The following is a 22,596-nucleotide window of genomic DNA, read 5'->3' as shown; positions in this document are numbered from 1 at the left end:
GGGCTTCCAAAGGAAGCCCTCGCTGTGTGGCTAAGCGGTTATGGGTTCAGGCTGACGCCCGAGAACACGTTGCGACCGAAGGGGCTGACTTTGAACCCTTCGACTTTGGCACTCAGCGGCTGGTTGACCGTCGAGTGGGCAACAGGGGTGATCGGCACTTGCTGCTTGAGCAACTGCTGGGCCTGTTTGTAGAGCACGGTGCGCTGGTCGCGGTCGGTGACGACCTTGGCCTGCTTGATCAGCTTGTCGTAGTCCTGGTCACACCACATGGAGTAGTTGTTGCCGCCAATGGCGTCGCAGCTGTACAGCGTGCCAAGCCAGTTGTCCGGGTCCCCGTTGTCGCCGGTCCAGCCGATCAGGCTGATGTCGTGCTCGCCGTTCTTGGTGCGCTTGATGTACTCGCCCCACTCATAGCTGACGATCTTCACCTTCAGGCCGATCTTGGCCCAGTCGGCCTGGAGCATTTCGGCCATCAGCTTGGCGTTGGGGTTGTACGGGCGCTGTACGGGCATGGCCCAGAGGGTGATTTCGGTGCCTTCCTTGACCCCGGCGGCCTTGAGCAATTCCTTGGCTTTTTCCGGGTTGTAGGGAGCGTCCTTGACGGTGTCGTCGTAGGACCATTGGGTCGGCGGCATGGCGTTCTGCGCCAGTTGCCCCGCGCCCTGGTACACGGCATTGAGAATGCCTTGCTTGTTCACCGCCATGTCCAATGCCTGGCGCACTTCGACCTGGTCGAACGGCTTGTGGCGGGTGTTATAGGCGATGTAGCCCAGGTTGAAACCAGGCTTCTCGATCAACTGCAGCTTGGGGTCGTTCTTCAAGGCTGGCACATCGGCCGGACGCGGATGCAGGGTGACCTGGCATTCGTTGGCCTTGAGCTTCTGCACCCGTACCGACGCGTCGGTATTGATGGAGAAGATCAGGTTGTTCAGCTTGACCCGTTCCGGCGCCCAGTACTGCTGGTTGGCGACGTAGCGGATGTTGGAGTCTTTCTGGTAGCTCTTGAACTCGAACGGCCCGGTGCCGATCGGCTTCTGGTTGATGTCGCTAGGCTTGCCGTTCTTGAGCAACTGGTCGGCGTACTCGGCCGACAGGATCGCGGCAAAACTCATGGCGATGTTCTGGATGAACGCGGCGTCCACGCTGTTGAGGGTCATGACCACGGTCAGCGGCCCGGTCGCTTCCACCTTGGCGATGTTCTTGTTCAGGCTCATGCCGTTGAAGTACGGGAACTCGGTGGGGTAGGCCTTGCGGAACGGATGCTGCGGGTCAAGCATACGGTTGAAGGTGAACAGCACGTCGTCGGCGTTGAAATCCCGGGTCGGTGTGAAGTAGTCGGTGGTATGAAACTTCACGCCTTCGCGCAGGTGAAACGTGTACTTCAGGCCGTCTTCGGAAATGTCCCAACTTGTCGCCAAGCCTGGGACGACATTGGTCGCGCCTTTTTCAAACTCGGCCAGGCGGTTGTACAGCGGCTCGGCGGCATCGTTGTCGGTGGCCGTGGTGTATTGCGCAGTGTCGAAACCGGCGGGGCTGCCTTCGGAACAGAACACCAGGCTGCCGCCAGCGGCCTGGGCTGCGGACGTCGTGGCCAGCAGGCCGGTGCCCAGCAATGCGGATAAAACCAAGGTATGGCGCATGACGCTCCCTCTCTCGTTCGGGGTGTTTTAACAGTGAACCGGTGTCCTTCCGGGGACCCGGAGCACTGAGCTCATTCCATTGCGTCGCGATGCCGCAGGATCAGCAAGCCGTCCAGGTCCCGACGGTAGGAGCCGTGGGCCAGGCGGTGAATGCGTAATGCCTGAAAGACTTGTGGGAAAGGGCGATACGTCCTAAACCAACTGCTGTGGTACGCAGTGCTTTTGGATGCAGGCGATTTCCTGAGTCTTGGTCTCGGCAGATACAGCAACGGCGACGTTGAAGACGTCGCCGTTGCCTATCTTTATTTGCTGACGCTGACGCCGTAGAAGGAGTTCAAGCCAAATGGGCTGATCTTGAAATCCTGCACGTTGGCGCGCATGGGTTGATACACCGTCGAGTGAGCGATAGGTGTCATTGGCACGGCATCCTTGAGGACGTGTTGTGCCTGTTTGTACAGTTCGGTGCGTTTGGACTGGTCGGAGGTGCGCTTGGCTTGCTTGACCAGATCGTCGAATTTCTTGTCGCACCATTTGGAGAAGTTGTTGCCACTGAGCGAGTCGCAACCGAACAGCACGTTGAGCCAGTTGTCCGGGTCACCGTTGTCACCGCTCCAGCCGATGATCATCGCCTGGTTCTCGCCGCCTTTGGAACGCTTGATGTACTCGCCCCATTCGTAGCTGACGATGTTGACGTTCAGGCCGATTTTCTTCCAGTCGGACTGCAGCATCTCGGCCATCAGCTTGGCGTTCGGGTTGTACGGACGCTGGACCGGCATCGCCCACAGGGTGATGTTGGTGCCTTCCTTGACGCCGGCTTCCTTGAGCAGCTCCTTGGCTTTCTCAGGGTCGTACTTGGCGTCCTTGATGGTGGTGTCGTAGGACCATTGGGTCGGCGGCATGGCGTTGACAGCCAACTGGCCGGCGCCCTGGTAGACCGAATCGATGATCTGCGGCTTGTTGACCGCCATGTCCAGCGCCTGGCGAACTTTCAGGTTGGCCAGCACGTTCGGCTCGTTGCTGCCCTTGATCTTGTCCATCACGTTATAGGCGATGTAGCCCAGGTTGAAACCCGCCTGGTCAGGCATCTTCAGCGCTTTATCTTCCTTCAGGGCCTTGAGGTCGGCCGGGCGTGGGAAGAGAGTGATCTGGCATTCGTTTTTCTTGAGTTTCTGCATGCGCACCGACGGGTCGGTGGTGATGGCGAAGATCAGGTTGTCGATCTTCACGTCGTCAGGCTTCCAGTAGTCCTTGTTCCCGGTGTAGCGGATGTTGGAGTCTTTCTGGTAGCTCTTGAACACGAACGGGCCGGTGCCGACTGGCTTCTGGTTGATGTCGGAGGCCTTGCCTTCCTTGAGCAACTGGGCGGCGTATTCGGCGGACTGGATCGAGGCGAAGCTCATGGCCATGTTCTGGATGAACGCGGCGTCGACATCCTTGAGGGTGAACTTGACGGTGTGGTCGTCGACTTTATCGATCTTGGTGATGTTGGTGTCCATCCCCATGTCGGTGAAGTATGGGAACTCGGTCGGGTAGGCCTTACGGAACGGGTCATCCTTGCTGATCATGCGATTGAAGGTGAACAGCACGTCGTCGGCGTTGAATTCGCGGGTCGGCTTGAAGTACGGGGTGGTATGGAACTTGACGCCTTCACGCAGGTGGAAGGTGTAGGTCAGGCCGTCTTCGGAAATATCCCATTTGGTCGCCAGGCCAGGAATCACGGCGGTGCCGCCACGTTCGAACTGGGTCAGGCGGTTGAACATGGTCTCTGCAGAGGCGTCGAAGTCGGTTCCGGTGGTGTACTGACCAGGGTCAAAACCGGCCGGGCTCCCTTCGGAGCAGAACACCAGGTTAGTCGCGGCTTGGGCGAAAGGTGCGCTGGCTAATAAGCTTGCGCCGACTAAAAACGGAATGACCGCTTGTTTAAGCATGTTGGCCTCATGATTTGTTGTCATTTTTGGATTTGAGGGCGACCTCGTGAGTCGTCCTGCGGATACTTATGCAGGCCCCATACCCAATGCAAGATCCAGAGCGGTCACAAGTCCGAAACAGTGGCACGAACGTACCTTAATGTCGCATCTGTGTAACTTCCGACGCATTTGATCGTTTGCGCGTGTTTTTTCGGGGTAAATCACGCTCTTTTCGGGGGCGTTTTTCGGCTGTAGTGCACCGGGAATGGGCAGGTGTTACCACTTCAAACCCGCGCCGTAGATGGGTATGGGGGCTATGGGCTGAGTTTGAAATCCCTGTTTATCGCTCCAGTCGGTTGTCGGTTATCGGGGGGCAGATGTAAATCATTGCAGCATGTTCGCCATTTTTTGCGCGCTTGATGTGCTTGCTTCATTCATGCTGACGATGGTCTTGATCCGATTCTGCTGGAGCATTTGTGCTGCATTCGTGCGTTAGGGGGACGTTGCACCGTCATTGCTCATGAGTTGAGGGTGGTACCCGGCGCAACCTGCGGTTTCACTGGGTGGCGCCTTGTTGTTTTGGGGGCGAGGCTGTCTGGTCATACACCCGTCAGGCCTGTGGGAGCAAAGCTTGCTCGCGAGGCGGCCTGACAGTCGACCTGGCTCTCCCGGTCGTACCCGATCCAAGTGTGGGAGCGGCCTTGCTCGCGAAGGCGACCTGATAGCTGGCCTTGTTGATCGAGTACATATCCATTGCTGCGGTAACGGCTGCTTAGGGTTCCGCCCTGACGGCGGCTCACTTTTGAGAAGCGCAAAAGTAAGCAAAACGCTATATGCCCCACCACTCGGTGCCTCGCTTAGGCTCGGCATGCCTGAACGAAGGCATTGCTCCGTGGGCCCGCCGCGAAGGGCCATCCATGGCCCAGCGCGGCTATCCCGGCATCCATGCCGGGATACCCACTCCACAATGCCTGCGTTCGGCCAGCGTGGTTAACGGGGCGCTGAGATCAACGTCCGCCCCGAGGCGGCCTAGTAGCCGACCTGGTTCTCCTGGTCGTACACCCATCAGATCTGTTTGAGCAGGACCTGTGGGAGCAAAGCTTGCTCGCGAGGCGGCCTTACAGCCGACCTGTATCTTCGGCTGTCCCCAATCCAAATTGTGGGGGCGAGCTTGCTCGCGATGAGGCCAGTAAGCTCAACATCCATGTGACTGAACCACCGCCATCGCGAGCAAGCTTTGCTCCCACAGGAGAAACGCGGTCCCACCAAGAGCCAGGTCGGCTACCAGGCCGCCTCGCGGTGGACGTTGATCTCGGGCGCCCCGTTAACCACGCTGGCTGAACGAAGGTATTGCGCAGTGGGCAACCCGGCATGGATGCCGGGTTAGCCGCGCTGGGCCATGGATGGCCCTTCGCGGCGGCCCACGGAGCAATGCCTTCGTTCAGGCATGCCGAGCCTAAGCGAGGCACCGAGTGGTGGGGCAAAAGCGCTTTGGTTACTTTCACGCTTTTTGTACGGACCGGACACATGGTTGACACCTGTGCGGGGACATAGTGGACACATTATGCACCGTAGTCAGGGGTATTCACGTCGAAGGTCCGTAGGAAGTGATGGCAGAAGTAGACGTCAAACAAGCCATCGCTTTCAGCGTTAGGGCGTATTGCGATGTGCTGTCCAACCAGTCCTTTGGCGATGCTGAAGTAGCGTTTCTGAAAGCGAAACCGACTGTGATAAACCTTGGCCAACACATCATCCGGGCCATATTCAAAGTCTGACAGTTGCTGCGGATACGCCCAGGGGCTGCTCCGATAGCGGTCCATAGGCACCTTGTAGCCCAGCGCCTGATGCGGGCGTTGTAGGTTATAAACCTCACGCCATTGATCAAAAGCCGATTGAGCGTCCATCAGTGTGGAAAAGTGACGTCCATTGAGCACTTCTGCTTTGAGTGAACGATGGAAACGCTCGAGCTTTCCATTGGTTTGAGGGTGTCGAGGACGGCTGAAGCTGATCCGAATTCCCAGCCGAATCAGCCAGATACTCAGCTCTGTAATTTCTCCTGGATTGCGTGGCGAACCCCAGGGCGGGCCGTTATCAACGTTGATACGAGCCGGCCAGCCCGGCACCTTAACCACCTTGTGGCGAGGGAGCTTGCTCCCGCTGGGGCGCGAAGCGGCCCCAGCAGCAGCGACTGGATCCATCTGATACACCGAGGCGTCTGGTTTGGGGCTGCTGCGCAGCCCAGCGGGAGCAAGCTCCCTCGCCACGGAGTATTCTCACTCGGCTTCGGTGGTTCAGTCAGTGAGACTGGCTGAACCACCGCCGATCATCACTGCATCAACACCTCAACCACCCCATCCGCCGTCATCGTCACCTGGCTGGTGCCCGCTTCAACTTCCGGCGTCACCGACTCAGCATCCATGGACGCGGCTTTCATCATCATCTGCGGGCGCATGTACGGTTGTGGATAACCGTTGGTATTGAAGTTCAGGTTGACGATTTTGTAACCCTTGCCGCCCAGGGCGTCGGTGGCCAGTTGGGCGCGGGCCTTGAAGGCGTTGACGGCGTCCTTGAGCAGGGCGTCTTCGCTGGTTTTGCGGGTGGCGGTGGCGATGGCGAAGTCCATGCCAGCCATTTTCATGTCACCCAGCAGTTCGCCGGTGAGTTTGGACAGGGCGGCGAAGTCGGCGCTTTCCAGGCGCAGTTCCGCGCGCTCACGCCAGCCGGTGATTTTCCCGCCTTTGTTGTCGTAGATCGGGTAGCTGTTGCGGCTGCCCTGGCGCAGATTGATGTCCTTGACCTCTTTGGCCTGGCCGATGGCTTTGTTCAGCGTGGTGCTGACGGCGGCGGCGAGTTTGGCCGGGTCGGTGTTCTGCTCCTCGGTGTAGAGGGTGACGATCATCAGGTCGCGGGCCACTTCCTGGCTGGCTTCGGCGCGCAGGGAAATCTGGTTGTAGTGCAGCTCATCGGCGGCCAGGGCCGGCAGGCTGGCGGCGGTGCCGAGGCTGAGGGCGAGCAGGGCGGCGGGGCGACGGAACGTGTGCATGAAAGCTCCTTGGGATGGTGCGCAGGGGTGAGGTCCGGGCCTGCGTGAACGTTAAGACTCTAGCTTTTATGGGTGGGTTCGCACAGTTACAACTTCTATACAGATGTGCATGAGTCCAATTGACAGGGGGTGTGTCATTTCGAGGCTGTGGCGCTTTGCCGCATATCTGCCGCTGCAAGCCGCGCCTTGGTTATACTCCGTGCGATTCGCCTGGAGCGCTCATCAGGAGAGCTCATGCTCGCCCCTTTGCAAATGACATCCGCCTCTCGCCAGAACCTCTGGCGCCTGACATTCATCCGCATCCTGGTCCTGGCGGCCCAGGCCGGCTCGGTGGGGCTCGCCTATTGGTTCAACCTGCTGCCGCTGCCCTGGCTGCAATTGGCGATCACCCTGGTCTGTTCCAGCGTGCTCTGCGCGCTGACGGCGATTCGCCTGCGCACCTCGTGGCCGGTAACTGAGCTGGAATACGCCGTACAGCTGGCCGGCGACCTGTTTATCCACAGCGCGCTGCTGTATTTCTCCGGCGGTTCCACCAACCCTTTCGTCTCTTATTACCTGGTGCCGCTGACCATCGCCGCGGTGACGTTGCCGTGGCGCTTTTCGTTGATCCTGTCTGGTATCGCCCTGGCGCTGTACACCTTGCTGCTGGCGCGGTTCTACCCGCTGGAAACCTTCCCCATCGCCCGGGAAAACCTGCAGATCTACGGCATGTGGCTGAGTTTCGCCCTGGCCGCGGCGGTCATCACGTTTTTTGCCGCGCGCATGGCCGAGGAGCTGCGTCGCCAGGAAGAATTGCGGGCCATCCGCCGTGAAGAGGGCCTGCGCGACGAGCAATTGCTGGCCGTGGCGACTCAGGCCGCTGGCGCCGCCCATGAGTTGGGCACGCCGCTGGCGACCATGAGTGTGCTGCTCAAGGAGATGCGCCAGGATCACCACGACCCGGCGTTGCAGGAGGACCTCAGCGTGCTGCAGGACCAGGTCAAGCTGTGCAAGGAGACCCTGCAGTACCTGGTGCGCGCCGCCGAGGCCAATCGTCGGCTGGCCATCGACATGCAAGATGTCACCGACTGGCTCGATGAGGCGTTGAACCGCTGGCACCTGATGCGCCCGGAAGCCAGTTATCGCTTCCAGCGCCTGGGCCAGGGCCCGGTGCCACGCATGGCTCCGCCGCCGGACCTGACCCAGGCGCTGCTGAACCTGCTGAACAACGCCGCCGACGCTTGCCCCGAAGGGCTGGAAGTGGCGTTGGACTGGAATGCCTATGAGCTGACCATCAGTATTCGCGACCACGGCGCCGGTGTGCCGCTGGCGATTGCCGAGCAGATCGGCAAGCCGTTCTATACCACCAAGGGCAAAGGTTTCGGCCTGGGCCTGTTTTTGAGCAAAGCCAGCGTGACACGCGCCGGCGGCTCGGTGAAACTCTACCCCCATGAGGAAGGCGGCACGCTCACCGAGCTGCGCCTGCCCCATGCCGACCGAGGAGACGAAACATGAGTGACGAGATCCAAGTCGACGGCGAAGAGCTGCCGCACCTGTTGCTGGTAGATGACGACGCCACGTTTACCCGCGTCATGGCCCGGGCGATGTCCCGTCGCGGTTTTCGCGTCAGCACCGCAGGTTCTGCCGAAGAAGGCCTGACCATCGCCCAGGCCGACCTGCCGGACTACGCCGCCCTGGACCTGAAAATGGACGGTGACTCGGGCCTGGTGCTGTTGCCCAAGCTGCTGGAGCTGGACCCGGAGATGCGCGTGGTGATCCTCACCGGTTATTCGAGCATCGCCACCGCAGTCGAGGCCATCAAGCGCGGTGCCTGCAATTACCTGTGCAAACCGGCGGACGCCGATGATGTACTGGCGGCGCTGTTGTCCGAGCACGCCGACCTCGACACCCTGGTGCCGGAAAACCCCATGTCGGTGGATCGCCTGCAATGGGAGCACATCCAGCGGGTGCTGACCGAGCACGAAGGCAATATCTCCGCCACGGCCCGCGCCTTGGGCATGCACCGGCGGACTTTGCAGCGCAAATTGCAAAAGCGTCCCGTGCGTCGCTGAACCTGCGCTGAACAGGTGTTGTCCACCCCCGCGACACATCGGGTCGTTGCTCTATATGATCGGCCCGAGTCTGTTCTTTTTTTTATAGAGCCTTAACCATGAATCAGAACGCTGAATATTCCGCGGTCAATGACGCGGTGCGCGGGCAGTTTTTCCGCCGTGTCTGGCAAATGACCACGCCGTACTGGCGCAGTGAGGAGAAGGGCAAGGCCTGGACGCTGTTGATCGCCGTCATCGCACTCTCGCTGTTCAGCGTGGCGATCTCGGTGTGGATCAACAGTTGGTACAAGGATTTCTACAACGCCCTGCAAGAGAAGGACAGCGCGGCGTTCTGGCAGTTGATCCTGTATTTCTGCGGCATCGCGGCGGTGGCGATCCTGGGCGCGGTATACCGCTTGTACCTCACGCAGATGCTCACCATCCGCTGGCGGGCCTGGCTCACCGAGCAGCATTTCGCCCGCTGGCTCGGTGACAAGAATTACTACCGGCTGGAGCAGGGCGGTTATACCGATAACCCGGACCAGCGGATTTCCGAAGACCTCAACAGTTTCACTACCAACACCCTGAGCCTGGGCTTGGGATTGCTGCGCACTGTGGTCAGCCTGGTGTCGTTCTCGATCATTTTGTGGGGCGTGTCAGGCAGCATCGAAGTGTTCGGCTACACCATCCCGGGCTACATGTTCTGGTGCGCGCTGGTGTATGCGGCGGTGGGCAGTTGGCTGACGCACTTGATCGGCCGACGCCTGATCGGTCTGAACAACAACCAGCAACGCTTCGAAGCCGACCTGCGTTTTTCCATGGTACGGGTGCGTGAAAACGCCGAGAGCATTGCGCTGTACAACGGTGAACCGAACGAGAACCGTCGCCTGAGCGGGCGTTTCGGCCTGGTCTGGCATAATTTCTGGGACATCATGCGAGTGTCCAAGCGCCTGACGTTCTTCACCTCCGGCTACGGCCAGATCGCGATCATCTTCCCGTTCATCGTCGCTGCACCGCGCTACTTCGCCGGCAAGATCCAGCTGGGCGAGCTCATGCAGATCAACTCGGCGTTCGGCAATGTGCAGGAGAATTTCAGCTGGTTCATCAGTGCTTATGCCGACCTCGCCGCGTGGCGCGCCACCTGCGATCGTCTGCTGAGTTTCCGCCAGGCCATGAGCGACAACGAAGACCGTGTGCCGGCCATCGATGTGCAAAACCAGGGCGATGGGTTGAAGGTTCATCACTTGGGGCTGGACCTGGCCGACGGTCGCCATCTGCTCGATAACGCCGACATGACCGTGGAGCCGGGCGAACGGGTGATGCTCAGTGGCCGTTCAGGCAGCGGCAAATCGACCCTGCTGCGGGCGATGGGGCATTTGTGGCCGGCAGGGCACGGGACGATCCGGCTTCCGGCCGCGCGTTACCTGTTCCTGCCGCAGAAGCCTTATCTACCGATTGGCAGCCTGCGTGAGGTATTGAGTTATCCACAGGCCGGCGATATCTATCCCAACGAACGTTATGCCCAGGTGCTGGAAACCTGCCGCCTGCCGCACCTGATCCCGCGGCTGGATGAAAGCAACCACTGGCAGCGCATGCTCTCGCCCGGCGAGCAACAACGCCTGGCCTTTGCCCGCGCATTGCTTTATGCACCGCAATGGTTGTACATGGACGAAGCCACGTCGGCGATGGATGAAGAAGACGAGGCGACGCTGTACCAGGCGCTGATCGACCAGTTACCGGGCCTGAGCATCGTCAGCGTCGGCCACCGAAGCAGTTTGAAACGTTTCCATCCGCGACATGTGCGTATCGAAAATGGCCAACTGGTGGAGCGCACCGTGACAGCATAAACACCCAAAACCTGTGGGAGCGAGCTTGCTCGCGATAGCGGTGTATCAGTTGATATTGATGTGGCTGACCCACCGCCATCGCGAGCAAGCTCGCTCCCACAGGGGGTTTGTGGTGAGCCGGATGCAAATGCACGCAACCGCTCTAGTGTGGGAGCGAGCCTGTTCGCGATGAAGGCGAATCGGTCTCAGCACCAGACTCGCCGCTGCACCCACGGTGATCGTACAACCACGTTGCGCTATGATGATGCCATTCAGCCGTTTACCGAGACACAACCCCATGGAAAACCCGATCGAAGTACCACGCTTTCCCCGCAAGCGCCGCAGCCTGGCGCAGGAGCTGGTGACGGTGTTGACCGAGCAGATTCGCGACGGCCTGCTCAAGCGTGGCGATAAATTGCCCACCGAGTCGGCGATCATGGAAGCCCATGGCGTCAGCCGTACCGTGGTGCGCGAGGCGATTTCCCGCTTGCAGGCGGCCGGCCAGGTGGAAACCCGCCATGGCATCGGCACTTTCGTGCTGGACACGCCGAGCCCCAGCGGTTTTCGCATCGACCCGGCCACCGTGGTCACCTTGCGTGACGTGCTGGCGATCCTGGAGTTGCGCATCAGCCTGGAAGTGGAATCCGCCGGGCTGGCGGCGCAGCGCCGCAGCGACGAGCAACTGGCCGCCATGCGCGCCGCCCTCGACGCCTTGAACGAAAGCGCCGCCCACGCCAGCGATGCGGTGGCCTCGGACTTCGCCTTCCACCTGGAAATCGCCCTGTCCACCGGCAACCGCTACTTCACCGACATCATGACTCACCTGGGTACCAGCATCATTCCGCGTACCCGGGTGAACTCGGCGCGTTTGGCCCACGATGACCAGCAGCGCTACATGAACCGCCTGAGCCGCGAGCACGAGGAGATCTACGACGCCATCGCCCGCCAGGACTCCGAGGCGGCCCGTGCGGCCATGCGTTTGCATCTGACCAACAGCCGCGAGCGGCTGCGCCAGGCCCATGAAGAGGCGCAGGCGCAGGGCTAGCTGCTGTCAGTTGAGATGAGGTGAGTCACTGTTCCTGTGGCGAGGGGATAAATCCCCTCGCCACACAGATACTGCGTTGCTGCTCGCTTACCAGCCGACAAACGCACGGAGATGGCTACTACGCCTTGATCCGCAACATTTGCGGCTCGGATATATCGGGATCCCAGCTCTCGTAGCTAACCTCGTAACGAAGCTCAACCAATTTGTCGATGTAAGCTGTCAAGTCGGCATTGGTTAGCGTCATTGTCACATCCTTGCAGGGCGTACCTTCCTCACCCTCGGTCAGCGGTGTAAACGCACCTACCGGAGTTGGAGACGTCGAGCCGACGCCCAGAGTCAGTCGGGCGTTCGAGTACGGTTCAAAAGCTGCATCCGGAATCTTCACGCTCAACGTCTTTACCTTTGACAAGCTGATCGTGACTTCCCCAGTGGCTGGAAAGTCCTTGAGCGTCGGTTTCGCATAGCTCTTCGCCATGATGTCACTCCCTGTGAGGCAGCCCTGATCGTTGCGTACGGGCGACTCACTTAAAAGATTGAGAAAAGGACTACAGCCGGGCATGACACGGCCATGCCTGGGTTATGCCCCCTTGTCGTGACGACGCCTACTGACAGAGTTGACAGTGGCGATGAGCGGTCCTGGTGCTCGGTCGGCAAGTTTTATCTGTCTTTTCCATCCTGCTCAAAGGCCCGATTTACAAGGTTCTGCGACAAACGCCTCAACCCCTGCACCCGACAAAAGACGAAATGCAGTTGACGTTCATATTTTAAGTTGTACGATGACCTACAACTTCACGTGAAGCTGAACCGTTTCCTACAACACATCATTTGCGTCCAGGGTGTTCGAATAATGAATCCACAAGAACTGAAGTCCATCCTCTCGTCTGGCCTGCTGTCGTTCCCGGTCACCGATTTCACTGCTCAAGGCGATTTCAATCGCGACAGCTACATCAAGCGCCTCGAGTGGCTGGCCCCGTATGGCGCCTCTGCATTGTTCGCAGCGGGCGGCACCGGTGAATTCTTCTCCCTGGCCGCCAGCGAGTATTCCCAAGTCATCAAGACCGCCGTCGATACCTGCGCCACCAGCGTGCCAATCCTTGCCGGTGTTGGCGGTGCCACTCGCCAGGCCATCGAATACGCTCAAGAAGCCGAGCGCCTGGGTGCCAAGGGTCTGTTGCTGCTGCCGCATTACCTGACCGAAGCCAGCCAGGACGGTGTTGCCGCCCACGTTGAAGCCGTGTGCAAATCGGTGAAGATCGGCGTGGTGGTGTACAACCGCAACGTCTGCCGCCTGAACGCCACTTTGCTGGAACAACTGGCCGAGCGCTGCCCTAACCTGATCGGCTACAAGGATGGCCTGGGCGATATCGAACTGATGGTGTCGATCCGTCGCCGCCTCGGTGATCGCTTCAGCTACCTGGGCGGCCTGCCGACCGCTGAAGTCTACGCTGCGGCCTACAAGGCCCTTGGCGTGCCGGTCTACTCCTCGGCGGTGTTCAACTTCATCCCGAAAACCGCGATGGATTTCTACCACGCCATTGCCCGCGACGATCACGAAACCGTCGGCAAGATCATCGACGACTTCTTCCTGCCATACCTGGACATTCGCAACCGCAAGGCCGGTTACGCAGTGAGCATCGTCAAGGCCGGCGCGAAGATCGTGGGCTATGACGCAGGTCCTGTGCGCACGCCGCTGACCGACCTGCTGCCAGAAGAATACGAAGCACTGGCCGCGCTGATCGACAAGCAAGGCAAGCAGTAACAGACCCGATAAGGCCGCTGAGCAATCAGCGGCTTTTTGCGTAAGGCTCGATCGCTCCCACGCATCGCGTGGGAATGCAGCCAGGGACGCTCTGCGTTCCTAGACAGCTTTTGTAGAAGGAGTAGCTCCGTGGCAGATTCAAAGCGTTTCGATAACTACATCAACGGTCAGTGGGTGGCTGGTGCTGACTATTGCACCAACATCAACCCGTCTGACTTGTCCGATGTCATCGGTGAATACGCCAAGGCTGACGCAGCGCAAGTCAATGCCGCCATCGAAGCCGCGCGCGCCGCGTTCCCGGCCTGGTCGACCTCGGGCATCCAGGCCCGTCACGATGCGCTGGACAAAGTCGGTAGCGAGATCCTCGCCCGCCGTGAAGAACTCGGCCAACTGCTGGCCCGGGAAGAGGGCAAGACCCTGCCCGAAGCCATCGGCGAAGTGACCCGCGCCGGCAACATTTTCAAGTTCTTTGCCGGTGAATGCCTGCGCCTGTCGGGTGATTACGTGCCGTCGGTGCGCCCAGGCGTCAACGTTGAAGTCACCCGTGAAGCCCTCGGTGTGGTCGGCCTGATCACCCCGTGGAACTTCCCGATCGCCATTCCCGCATGGAAAATCGCCCCGGCCCTGGCCTACGGCAACTGCGTGGTGATCAAACCCGCCGAACTGGTGCCGGGCTGCGCCTGGGCCCTGGCCGAGATCATTTCCCGCGCCGGTTTCCCGGCCGGTGCGTTCAACCTGGTTATGGGCAGCGGCCGTGTGGTTGGCGAAGTGCTGGTCAACAGCCCGAAAGTCGACGGCATCAGCTTTACCGGTTCGGTGGGCGTGGGGCGGCAGATCGCCGTCAACTGCGTGTCGCGCCAGGCCAAGGTGCAGTTGGAAATGGGCGGCAAGAACCCGCAGATCATCCTCGACGACGCAGACCTCAAGCAGGCCGTCGAACTGGCGGTGCAGAGTGCGTTCTACTCCACCGGCCAGCGCTGCACGGCTTCGAGTCGCCTGATCGTCACCGCCGGCATCCACGACAAGTTCGTCGAGGCCATGGCCGAGCGCATGCAGTCGATCAAGGTCGGCCATGCGTTGAAGGCCGGCACCGATATCGGCCCGGTGGTTTCTGAAGCCCAGCTCAGCCAGGACTTGAAGTACATCGACATCGGCCAGAGCGAAGGTGCTCGGTTGGTCAGCGGTGGCGGCCTGGTGACGTGCGACACGGAAGGTTACTTCCTGGCGCCGACCCTGTTCGCCGACAGCGAAGCCTCGATGCGCATCAGCCGCGAAGAGATCTTCGGCCCGGTGGCCAACGTCGTGCGCGTGGCCGACTACGAGGCGGCGCTGGCGATGGCCAACGACACCGAGTTCGGTCTGTCCGCCGGTATCGCCACCACCTCGTTGAAGTATGCCAACCACTTCAAGCGCCATTCCCAGGCGGGCATGGTGATGGTCAACCTGCCGACGGCCGGCGTGGATTACCACGTGCCGTTCGGCGGACGCAAAGGCTCGTCCTATGGTTCGCGTGAGCAAGGTCGCTACGCGCAAGAGTTCTACACCGTGGTGAAGACCTCTTACATCGGTTCGTAAACGCAACACCGGCCGGGGCTGGATTTCCAGCTCCGGTCGTACAATCTGCTGACCCGCATAAAAATAAATAGTGGGAGTACCTCTACATGCAAGCGACCAAGCCGACTCACGTCCGCTATTTGATCCTGCTCATGCTGTTCCTGGTGACGACGATCAACTATGCCGACCGTGCCACCATCGCCATCGCAGGCTCCAGCCTGCAAAAAGACCTCGGCATCGATGCCGTCACCCTCGGTTATATCTTCTCCGCTTTCGGCTGGGCCTACGTGGCCGGGCAGATTCCCGGTGGCTGGCTGCTCGACCGTTTCGGCTCGAAAAAAATCTATGCCTTGAGCATCTTCACCTGGTCGCTGTTCACCGTGCTGCAAGGCTATGTGGGTGAATTCGGCATGTCCACGGCCGTGGTTGCACTGTTCATGCTGCGCTTTATGGTCGGTCTGGCCGAGGCGCCGTCCTTTCCTGGCAACGCACGTATCGTCGCCGCCTGGTTCCCGACCGCAGAACGCGGCACCGCCTCGGCGATTTTCAACTCGGCGCAATACTTCGCCACGGTGCTGTTCGCGCCGCTGATGGGTTGGATCGTCTATCGCTTCGGCTGGCAGCATGTGTTCATCGTGATGGGCGTGATCGGCATCGTGTTCTCGCTGATCTGGCTGAAAGTGATCCACAGCCCGCGTCAGCACCCAATGATCAACGAGGCCGAGTTCAATCACATCGCCGCCAATGGTGCGATGGTCGATATGGACCAGGACAAGGGCAAGGACAAGAAAACCGACGGTCCGAAGTGGGATTACATCCGCCAACTGCTGACCAACCGCATGATGCTCGGCGTGTACCTGGGCCAGTACTGCATCAACGGCATCACCTACTTCTTCCTGACCTGGTTCCCGGTATACCTGGTGCAGGAACGCGGCATGACCATCCTCAAGGCCGGTTTCATCGCGTCCTTGCCAGCGATCTGCGGTTTCATCGGCGGCGTCCTCGGCGGGGTGATTTCCGATTACCTGCTGCGCAAGGGCCACTCGCTGACCTTCGCCCGCAAGGCGCCGATCATCGCCGGCCTGCTGGTGTCCAGCAGCATCGTGGCGTGCAACTACGTCGACATCGAATGGATGGTGGTGGGCTTCATGGCCCTGGCCTTCTTCGGTAAAGGCGTCGGCGCACTGGGCTGGGCCGTGGTCTCCGATACGTCGCCAAAACAGATCGCCGGCTTGAGCGGTGGCCTGTTCAACACCTTCGGCAACCTGGCATCGATCACCACGCCAATCGTCATCGGCTACATCATCAGCGCCACCGGTTCGTTCAAATGGGCGCTGGTGTTTGTCGGTTGCAACGCGCTGGTGGCGGTGTTCAGCTACCTGGTCATTGTGGGGCCGATCAAGCGTGTCGTGCTCAAGGAACCAACGGCCAAGGATGCCGACATCTCCAGCCTGTCTGAAGCAAAATCCTGAAGGAGCGGCGTCAATGCAACTGATTGAACATGCCGATTCGCCGCGTTACATCCGCTTGCATGAGCGGGACAACGTAGTGATCGTCGTCAATGACCAGGGTGTACCGGCCGGGACCGAGTTCCCGGACGGCCTGGTCACTGTGGACTTTGTGCCGCAGAGCCACAAGGTCACCCTGGTGGACATTCCCGAGGGCGGCGAGGTGATTCGCTATGGCCAGGTCATCGGCTATGCACTGCAACCGATCCCTCGTGGCAGCTGGGTCAAGGAAGACCAGTTGCGCATGCCGACCGCGCCGCCGCTGGACAGCCTGCCGCTGTCCACTGATGTGCCGGTGGCCGATGCGCCGCTGGAGGGCTACACCTTCGAGGGTTATCGCAACGCCGACGGTACCGTCGGCACGCGCAATATCCTGGGCATCACCACCACGGTGCAGTGCGTGACCGGGGTGCTGGACCATGCAGTCAAGCGCATCAAGGACGAGTTGCTGCCCAAGTACCCGAACGTCGATGACGTGGTGGCGCTGACCCACAGCTACGGCTGCGGCGTGGCGATCACTGCCACCGATGCCTACATCCCGATCCGTACCGTGCGCAACCTGGCACGTAACCCGAACCTGGGGGGCGAGGCGCTGGTGATCAGCCTGGGCTGCGAGAAATTGCAGGCCGGGCAGGTGATGCATGAGGGCGACAGCTCGGTGGACCTCAGCGAGCCTTGGTTGTATCGCTTACAGGATTCCAGTCACGGTTTCACCGAAATGATCGAGCAGATCATGGAACTGGCCGAGACCCGCCTGAAGAAACTCGACCAGCGCCGCCGCGAAACCGTACCGGCTTCGGAGCTGATCCTGGGCATGCAATGCGGTGGCAGCGATGCGTTTTCCGGCATCACCGCCAACCCGGCGCTGGGCTACGCCTCGGACCTGCTGCTGCGGGCCGGGGCAACGGTGATGTTTTCCGAAGTCACTGAAGTGCGCGATGCGATCTACCTGCTGACCTCCCGGGCACAAACCCAGGAAGTGGCCCAGGAACTGGTGCGTGAAATGGACTGGTACGACCGTTACCTGGCCAAGGGCGAAGCCGATCGCAGTGCCAATACCACGCCGGGCAACAAGAAGGGCGGGCTGTCGAACATCGTCGAAAAATCCCTGGGCTCGATCGTCAAATCCGGCAGCAGCGCGATCAATGGCGTGCTGGGTCCGGGCGAGCGCTTCAAGCAAAAGGGCCTGATCTTCTGCGCCACGCCGGCCAGTGATTTTGTCTGCGGCACGTTGCAACTGGCGGCGGGGATGAACCTGCACGTGTTCACCACCGGCCGCGGCACGCCGTACGGCTTGGCCATGGCCCCGGTGGTGAAGGTCTCGACCCGCACCGAACTGGCCCAACGCTGGCCGGACCTGATCGACATCGACGCCGGCCGGATCGCCACCGGACGCGCGACCATCGAGGAACTGGGTTGGGAGCTGTTCCACTACTACCTAGACGTGGCCAGCGGCAAGAAACAGACCTGGGCCGAGCGGCACAAGTTGTACAACGACATCACGTTGTTCAACCCAGCACCGATCACCTGATGATTTTGTGATCGCCGGAGATCCAGTGTGGGAGCGAGCTTGCTCGCGATAGCGGTGGTTCAGCTAGCATCGATGTTGGATGTGCTGCCGTCTTCGCGAGCAAGCTCGCTCCCACAGGGGATTTGCGGAGAGTGCGGATTTTGTGTTCACTGAAGAACACATGTGGGAGCGAGCTTGCTCGCGATAGCGCTCCACCAGACGCCAATGCCGTGAGTGGCTTATCATTAGCCACCTAACGACACCCTCTCAAGGTCCCCGGCATGCTGGCAATTTTCCTCGAAACCCTGAACATCACCGCGCCGGTGTTTGCCATGCTGTTTTTGGGGGTGTTGCTCAAGCGCATCAACTGGATCAACGACAACTTCATCCACATTGCCTCGTCCCTGGTGTTCAACGTCACCATGCCGGCGCTGTTGTTCCTCGGCATCCTCCATGCCGACCTGCATGCGGCGTTGCAGCCCGACCTGCTGATCTATTTCTCCGTCGCCACCCTGGCAAGTTTCGCCATGGCCTGGGGCTGGGCGATCTGGCGCTGCCCGCGCGAGGATCGCGGTATCTATACCCAAGGTGCGTTTCGCGGCAACAACGGGGTCATTGGCCTGGCGCTGGCGGCGAGCATGTATGGCGACTACGGGATTTCCCTGGGGGCGATTCTCGCGGCGCTGGTGATCCTGTTCTACAACACCTTGTCGACCATCGTGCTGGCGGTCTACAGCCCGGTGATCAAGTCTGACCCGTGGAGCATCTGCAAGAGTGTGATCAGCAACCCGCTGATCATCAGCGTGATCGTCGCCGCGCCGTTCGCCTATTGGCACATCGGCCTGCCAAACTGGTTCGAGACCTCGGCCAAGTACCTGTCGCAAATGACCTTGCCCCTGGCGTTGATCTGCATCGGCGGCACGCTGTCGCTGGCGGCCTTGCGCAAGAGCGGCAAGATGGCCCTGAGTTCGAGCCTGGTGAAGATGGTCGGGCTGCCGCTGCTGGCCACTCTCGGTGCGTGGCTCTGGGGCTTTCGCGGGGCGGAGTTGGGGATCCTGTTCCTGTACTTCGGCAGCCCCACCGCCGCCGCCAGTTACGTCATGGCCCGGGCGGCCGATGGCAACCATGAACTGGCAGCGGCGATTATCGTCATCACCACGCTGATGGCGGCGATTACCACCAACCTGGGGATCTTTGTGTTGCAGTGGGGTGGGTGGATCTAGCCTTGGGTTTGCGCTGTTCTTGAGGTCCAAATCGCGAGCAAGCTCGCTCCCAGGTGTATCGCAATCATCTGTGGGAGCGAGCATGCTCGCGATAGCGATCCAACGGTCACTCAGGTTTCTGATAGCTATCGATCACTTCCTGCGCCGCCCGAAACGCATCGATCGCCGCCGGCACGCCCGCGTACACCGCGCAATGCAGCAATGCCTCGCGAATCTCTTCCACCGTGCAGCCATTATTCAGCGCGCCGCGCACATGGCCTTTGAGTTCCTGCGGGCACTTGAGGGCGGTGAGGGCGGCCAGGGTGATCAGGCTGCGGGTCTTCAGCGGCAGGCCTTCGCGGCTCCAGACGCTGCCCCAGGCATGTTCGTTGACGAAGTCCTGCAATGGCTGGGTGAACTCGGTGGCGTTGCCCAGGGCGCGGTCGACGAATGCGTCGCCCATGACTTGGCGACGCATGTCCAGGCCGGTCTTTGGAGTGTCGGTCATGGCAAATCCCTCTTGTGGTGTTGGCGGCGCCAGGCGCGCAAGGAGGTGAACAGTAAAAACGCGAGCAGGGCCGGCAGCACATAAAACAGCATCAGCCGTTCCAGTTGGCCGGCCAGGGGCATGCCGGTGGTGAAGGACATCACGTGCAGCCCATAGGCCAGGTACAACCCCAGCAACAGCAGCCCTTCGGCGCGGGTGACACGATAACCGGAATAGAACACCGGCAGGCACAGCACCGCCACGCCGAGCATCACCGGCAGGTCGAAATCCAGGGCGTTCGGTGAGACCGACAATGGCGTGGGGGCGGCGAGGGCGGTTATCCCCAATACCCCGAGCAGGTTGAACAGGTTGCTGCCGATGACGTTGCCCACCGCAATGTCCCGTTGGCCGCGCAGGGCGGCGATCAACGAGGTGGCGAGCTCCGGCAGCGAGGTGCTGACGGCGACAATGGTCAGGCCGATGATGCGCTCCGAAAGCCCCAGGTCCGTGGCCACTTCCACCGCCGCGCCCAGCAGCAGGTGCCCGGCGAAAATCAGCATTGCCAAGCCCAGCACGATCATCGCCAGGCTCATGGGCCACGACCCCCGGGTCATCTCGATATCCACCGTGTGCGGCCGTCCCGAGTGCCGCGACTGGCGCAACAACAGGCCCAGGTACACCGCCAGGCCCACCAGCAGCCATACGCCGTCCAGCCGGGTCAGTTCCTCATTCCAGGCCAGCACGAACACCAGCAGGCTGGCACCGATCATCAACGGAATGTCCAGGCGCACCAGTTGGCGCGAGACGCGCAATGGAATGATCAGCGCCGACAGCCCGAGGGTGACGAGGATGTTGAAGATGCTGCTGCCGATCACGCTGCCCACGGCGATGTCGGCGTTTTGCGCCAGGGTTGCCTGCAGGCTGACGGCCATTTGTGGGGCGCTGCTGCCGAACGCGACGACGCTCAGGCCGATGATCAGTGGTCGTACCTGCAAGCGTGCCGCCAGGCCCACGGCGGCGCGCACCAGCAGTTCGGCGCCGCCGATCAGCAACAGCAGGGCGCCGAACAATTCGATCAGGCTGAGCAGCGGTAGGGCGGTGAGTAGGGAAATGGCCGGGCTCCGTCTATCAATCGTCGAGGGCTTGCACGCGCACCCGTGCGGTGCCGCTGCGCAACATGCCCAGTTGCTCGGCGGCTTCGCGGGACACGTCGATCAAGCGGCCTCGGGAGTATGGGCCACGGTCGTTGATGCGCACCACCACGCTGTCATTGTTGTTCAGGTTGGTGACTTTCACCCGGGTGCCGAACGGCAACTGGCGATGGGCGGCGGTCAGGCTGTGCTGGTCGAAACGCTCGCCGCTGGCGGTGCGCTTGCCGTGGTGCCTGGCACCGTAATACGAGGCGACGCCGGTCTGGTCGTAGCCGTGTGGATCGACCGTCCCGCTCTGGCTGGCGCAACCGGCCAACAGGGACAGCAGGGCGCAGGCGCCGAGGAGACGCTTCATTCGATGACCCCATGATCGTTCCCACGCTCTGCGTGGGAATGCAGCCCGTGACGCTCTGCGTCACAAAAAGCGGACGCGGAGCGTCCAGTGAGGCGTTCCCACGCAGAGCGTGGGAACGATCACCGTCGATAAGTCAGCCCTCGAGCTTGCTTTTGAGCAGTTCGTTGACCTGTTGCGGGTTGGCCTTGCCCTTGGAGGCTTTCATGGCCTGGCCGACGAAGAAGCCGAACATTTTGCCGCGCTTGGCTTCGTCTGCCGCACGGTACTGTTCGACCTGCTCGGCGTTGGCCGCGAGCATTTCATCGAGCACGGCGGAAATGGCGCCGGTATCGGTGACCTGCTTCAAGCCGCGCTTCTCGATGATCTCGTCGGCGCTGCCTTCACCATTGGCCATGGCTTCGAACACCATCTTGGCGATCTTGCCGGAAATGGTGTTGTCCTTGATCCGCACCAGCATGCCGCCCAGTTGTTCGGCCGAGACCGGCGACTGGTCGATTTCCAGTCCCTGTTTGTTCAACAGGCTGCCCAGTTCCACCATCACCCAGTTGGCCGCCAGCTTGGCGTCGCCGCCGATGCTCACGACTTTCTCGAAGTAATCGGCCTGTTCGCGACTGGTGGCCAGGACGTTGGCGTCATAGCTCGACAGCCCGAATTGCGCCTGGAAGCGCTCGCGTTTTTGCGGCGGCAGTTCCGGCAGGGTGGCGCGCACCTCGTCGAGGAACGAGTTCTCGATAACCACCGGCAGCAGGTCCGGGTCGGGGAAGTAACGGTAGTCGTTGGCTTCTTCCTTGCTGCGCATCGGACGGGTCTCGTCCTTGTTCGGGTCGTACAGGCGGGTCTGCTGGATGACCTTGCCACCGTCCTCGATCAGTTCGATCTGGCGCTGGATCTCGCTGTTGATCGCCTTCTCGATGAAGCGGAACGAGTTGACGTTCTTGATCTCGCAGCGGGTGCCGAACTCGACCTGGCCCTTGGGCCGGATCGATACGTTGCAGTCGCAGCGCAGCGAACCTTCGGCCATGTTGCCGTCGCAGATGCCCAAGTAGCGCACCAATGCGTGGATCGCCTTGACGTAGGCCACGGCTTCCTTGGCGCTGCGCATGTCCGGCTCGGAAACGATTTCCAGCAGCGGCGTGCCGGCGCGGTTCAGGTCGATGCCGGTGGCACCGTTGAATTCTTCGTGCAGGCTCTTGCCGGCATCTTCTTCCAGGTGCGCCCGGGTGATGCCGACGCGTTTGACCGTGCCGTCTTCCAGGGCGATGTCCAGGTGGCCCTTGCCTACGATCGGCAATTCCATCTGGCTGATCTGGTAGCCCTTGGGCAGGTCCGGGTAGAAGTAGTTCTTGCGGGCGAACACGTTGTGCTGGCCGATCTCGGCGTCAATCGCCAGGCCGAACATCACCGCCATGCGCACCGCTTCGGCGTTGAGCACCGGCAGAACGCCGGGCATGCCCAGGTCGACCAGGCTGGCCTGGGTGTTGGGCTCGGAGCCGAACGTGGTGGAGCTACCGGAAAAGATTTTCGACCGGGTGGTGAGCTGGGTATGAATCTCCAGCCCGATCACGACTTCCCATTGCAT

General features: G+C 60.9%; 17 protein-coding genes and 1 pseudogene. 9 read left to right on the top strand and 9 right to left on the bottom strand.

What is annotated here, in order from left to right:
* Nucleotides 1–38: 38 nt before the first annotated feature.
* The 4 genes and pseudogenes from F7R20_RS14510 to F7R20_RS14490 all read right to left on the bottom strand — a co-directional run bounded on the left by F7R20_RS14510 (nt 39) and on the right by F7R20_RS14490 (nt 6,590).
* Entirely contained in the window at nt 39–1,640 is a 1,602-nt protein-coding gene (locus F7R20_RS14510) for an ABC transporter substrate-binding protein (protein ID WP_003197779.1), read from the bottom strand.
* 302 nt (nt 1,641–1,942) lie between these two features.
* On the bottom strand, nt 1,943–3,568 hold the full coding sequence (locus tag F7R20_RS14505) for an ABC transporter substrate-binding protein (protein ID WP_003197781.1): 1,626 nt from the start codon (nt 3,566–3,568) through the stop codon (nt 1,943–1,945).
* 1,541 nt (nt 3,569–5,109) lie between these two features.
* Nucleotides 5,110–5,664: pseudogene (locus F7R20_RS14495) on the bottom strand (integrase core domain-containing protein); the annotation flags it as partial.
* Nucleotides 5,665–5,873: 209 nt separating this feature from the next.
* Nucleotides 5,874–6,590 carry an SIMPL domain-containing protein gene (locus tag F7R20_RS14490; protein WP_003197790.1) on the bottom strand — a complete coding sequence of 239 codons (717 nt, stop codon included), beginning with the start codon at nt 6,588–6,590 and terminating at the stop codon, nt 5,874–5,876.
* 234 nt (nt 6,591–6,824) lie between these two features.
* On the opposite strand from F7R20_RS14490, the gene F7R20_RS14485 reads away from it, so the two are divergent.
* From F7R20_RS14485 to F7R20_RS14465, 4 genes are all read left to right on the top strand, one after another.
* On the top strand, nt 6,825–8,084 hold the full coding sequence (locus F7R20_RS14485) for an ATP-binding protein (RefSeq protein ID WP_003197792.1): 1,260 nt from the start codon (nt 6,825–6,827) through the stop codon (nt 8,082–8,084).
* Nucleotides 8,081–8,641, top strand: coding sequence for a response regulator transcription factor (locus tag F7R20_RS14480; protein ID WP_003177957.1), 561 nt, complete (start codon nt 8,081–8,083; stop codon nt 8,639–8,641). The genes F7R20_RS14485 and F7R20_RS14480 overlap by 4 nt, the downstream gene beginning before the upstream one ends.
* Nucleotides 8,642–8,739: 98 nt before the next feature.
* The gene (locus F7R20_RS14475; protein WP_003197795.1) at nt 8,740–10,467 is read left to right on the top strand and encodes an ABC transporter ATP-binding protein/permease; all 1,728 of its coding nucleotides are present in this window, start codon (nt 8,740–8,742) and stop codon (nt 10,465–10,467) included.
* A gap of 277 nt (nt 10,468–10,744) precedes the next feature.
* Entirely contained in the window at nt 10,745–11,491 is a 747-nt protein-coding gene (locus F7R20_RS14465; protein WP_003197797.1) for a FadR/GntR family transcriptional regulator, read from the top strand.
* A gap of 118 nt (nt 11,492–11,609) precedes the next feature.
* Here the strand turns inward: F7R20_RS14465 and F7R20_RS14460 are convergent, their stop codons facing one another.
* Nucleotides 11,610–11,966, bottom strand: a complete 357-nt coding sequence (locus F7R20_RS14460; protein WP_100264347.1) for a hypothetical protein — start codon at nt 11,964–11,966, stop codon at nt 11,610–11,612.
* Between the two features lie 372 nt (nt 11,967–12,338).
* On the opposite strand from F7R20_RS14460, the gene kdgD reads away from it, so the two are divergent.
* The 5 genes from kdgD (at nt 12,339) to F7R20_RS14430 (ending at nt 19,045) form a co-directional block, all read left to right on the top strand.
* The gene (gene kdgD / locus F7R20_RS14455) at nt 12,339–13,250 is read left to right on the top strand and encodes a 5-dehydro-4-deoxyglucarate dehydratase (RefSeq protein WP_003177964.1); all 912 of its coding nucleotides are present in this window, start codon (nt 12,339–12,341) and stop codon (nt 13,248–13,250) included.
* Between the two features lie 129 nt (nt 13,251–13,379).
* Nucleotides 13,380–14,825, top strand: coding sequence for an aldehyde dehydrogenase family protein (locus F7R20_RS14450; protein ID WP_003197801.1), 1,446 nt, complete (start codon nt 13,380–13,382; stop codon nt 14,823–14,825).
* Between the two features lie 86 nt (nt 14,826–14,911).
* Complete coding sequence (locus F7R20_RS14445) at nt 14,912–16,276, top strand: MFS transporter (RefSeq protein ID WP_003197804.1); 1,365 nt, start codon at nt 14,912–14,914, stop codon at nt 16,274–16,276.
* 13 nt (nt 16,277–16,289) lie between these two features.
* Nucleotides 16,290–17,843, top strand: a complete 1,554-nt coding sequence (gene garD / locus F7R20_RS14440; RefSeq protein ID WP_003197806.1) for a galactarate dehydratase — start codon at nt 16,290–16,292, stop codon at nt 17,841–17,843.
* A 260-nt stretch (nt 17,844–18,103) separates the two neighbouring features.
* The gene (locus tag F7R20_RS14430; RefSeq protein WP_003197808.1) at nt 18,104–19,045 is read left to right on the top strand and encodes an AEC family transporter; all 942 of its coding nucleotides are present in this window, start codon (nt 18,104–18,106) and stop codon (nt 19,043–19,045) included.
* A gap of 106 nt (nt 19,046–19,151) precedes the next feature.
* Here F7R20_RS14430 and F7R20_RS14425 read toward each other — a convergent pair whose 3' ends face one another.
* The 4 genes from F7R20_RS14425 to gatB all read right to left on the bottom strand — a co-directional run bounded on the left by F7R20_RS14425 (nt 19,152) and on the right by gatB (nt 22,596).
* Nucleotides 19,152–19,532 (bottom strand): carboxymuconolactone decarboxylase family protein, encoded by a 381-nt coding sequence (locus F7R20_RS14425; protein WP_003177973.1) that lies wholly within the window; start codon nt 19,530–19,532, stop codon nt 19,152–19,154.
* Nucleotides 19,529–20,590: a calcium/sodium antiporter gene (locus F7R20_RS14420; protein WP_033028058.1), complete on the bottom strand. Its 1,062-nt coding sequence runs from the start codon at nt 20,588–20,590 to the stop codon at nt 19,529–19,531. Before F7R20_RS14420 ends, F7R20_RS14425 begins: the two co-directional genes overlap by 4 nt.
* Nucleotides 20,591–20,639: 49 nt before the next feature.
* On the bottom strand, nt 20,640–21,017 hold the full coding sequence (locus tag F7R20_RS14415; protein ID WP_003197811.1) for a septal ring lytic transglycosylase RlpA family protein: 378 nt from the start codon (nt 21,015–21,017) through the stop codon (nt 20,640–20,642).
* Nucleotides 21,018–21,150: 133 nt separating this feature from the next.
* Entirely contained in the window at nt 21,151–22,596 is a 1,446-nt protein-coding gene (gene gatB / locus F7R20_RS14410; protein ID WP_003197813.1) for an Asp-tRNA(Asn)/Glu-tRNA(Gln) amidotransferase subunit GatB, read from the bottom strand.

The sequence above is a fragment of the Pseudomonas brassicacearum subsp. brassicacearum genome (assembly GCF_008801605.1).
GTDB lineage: Bacteria > Pseudomonadota > Gammaproteobacteria > Pseudomonadales > Pseudomonadaceae > Aquipseudomonas > Aquipseudomonas brassicacearum.
The sequence above is the reverse complement of the archived record's forward strand: the minus strand, read 5'-3'. Positions and strand labels throughout refer to the sequence as shown.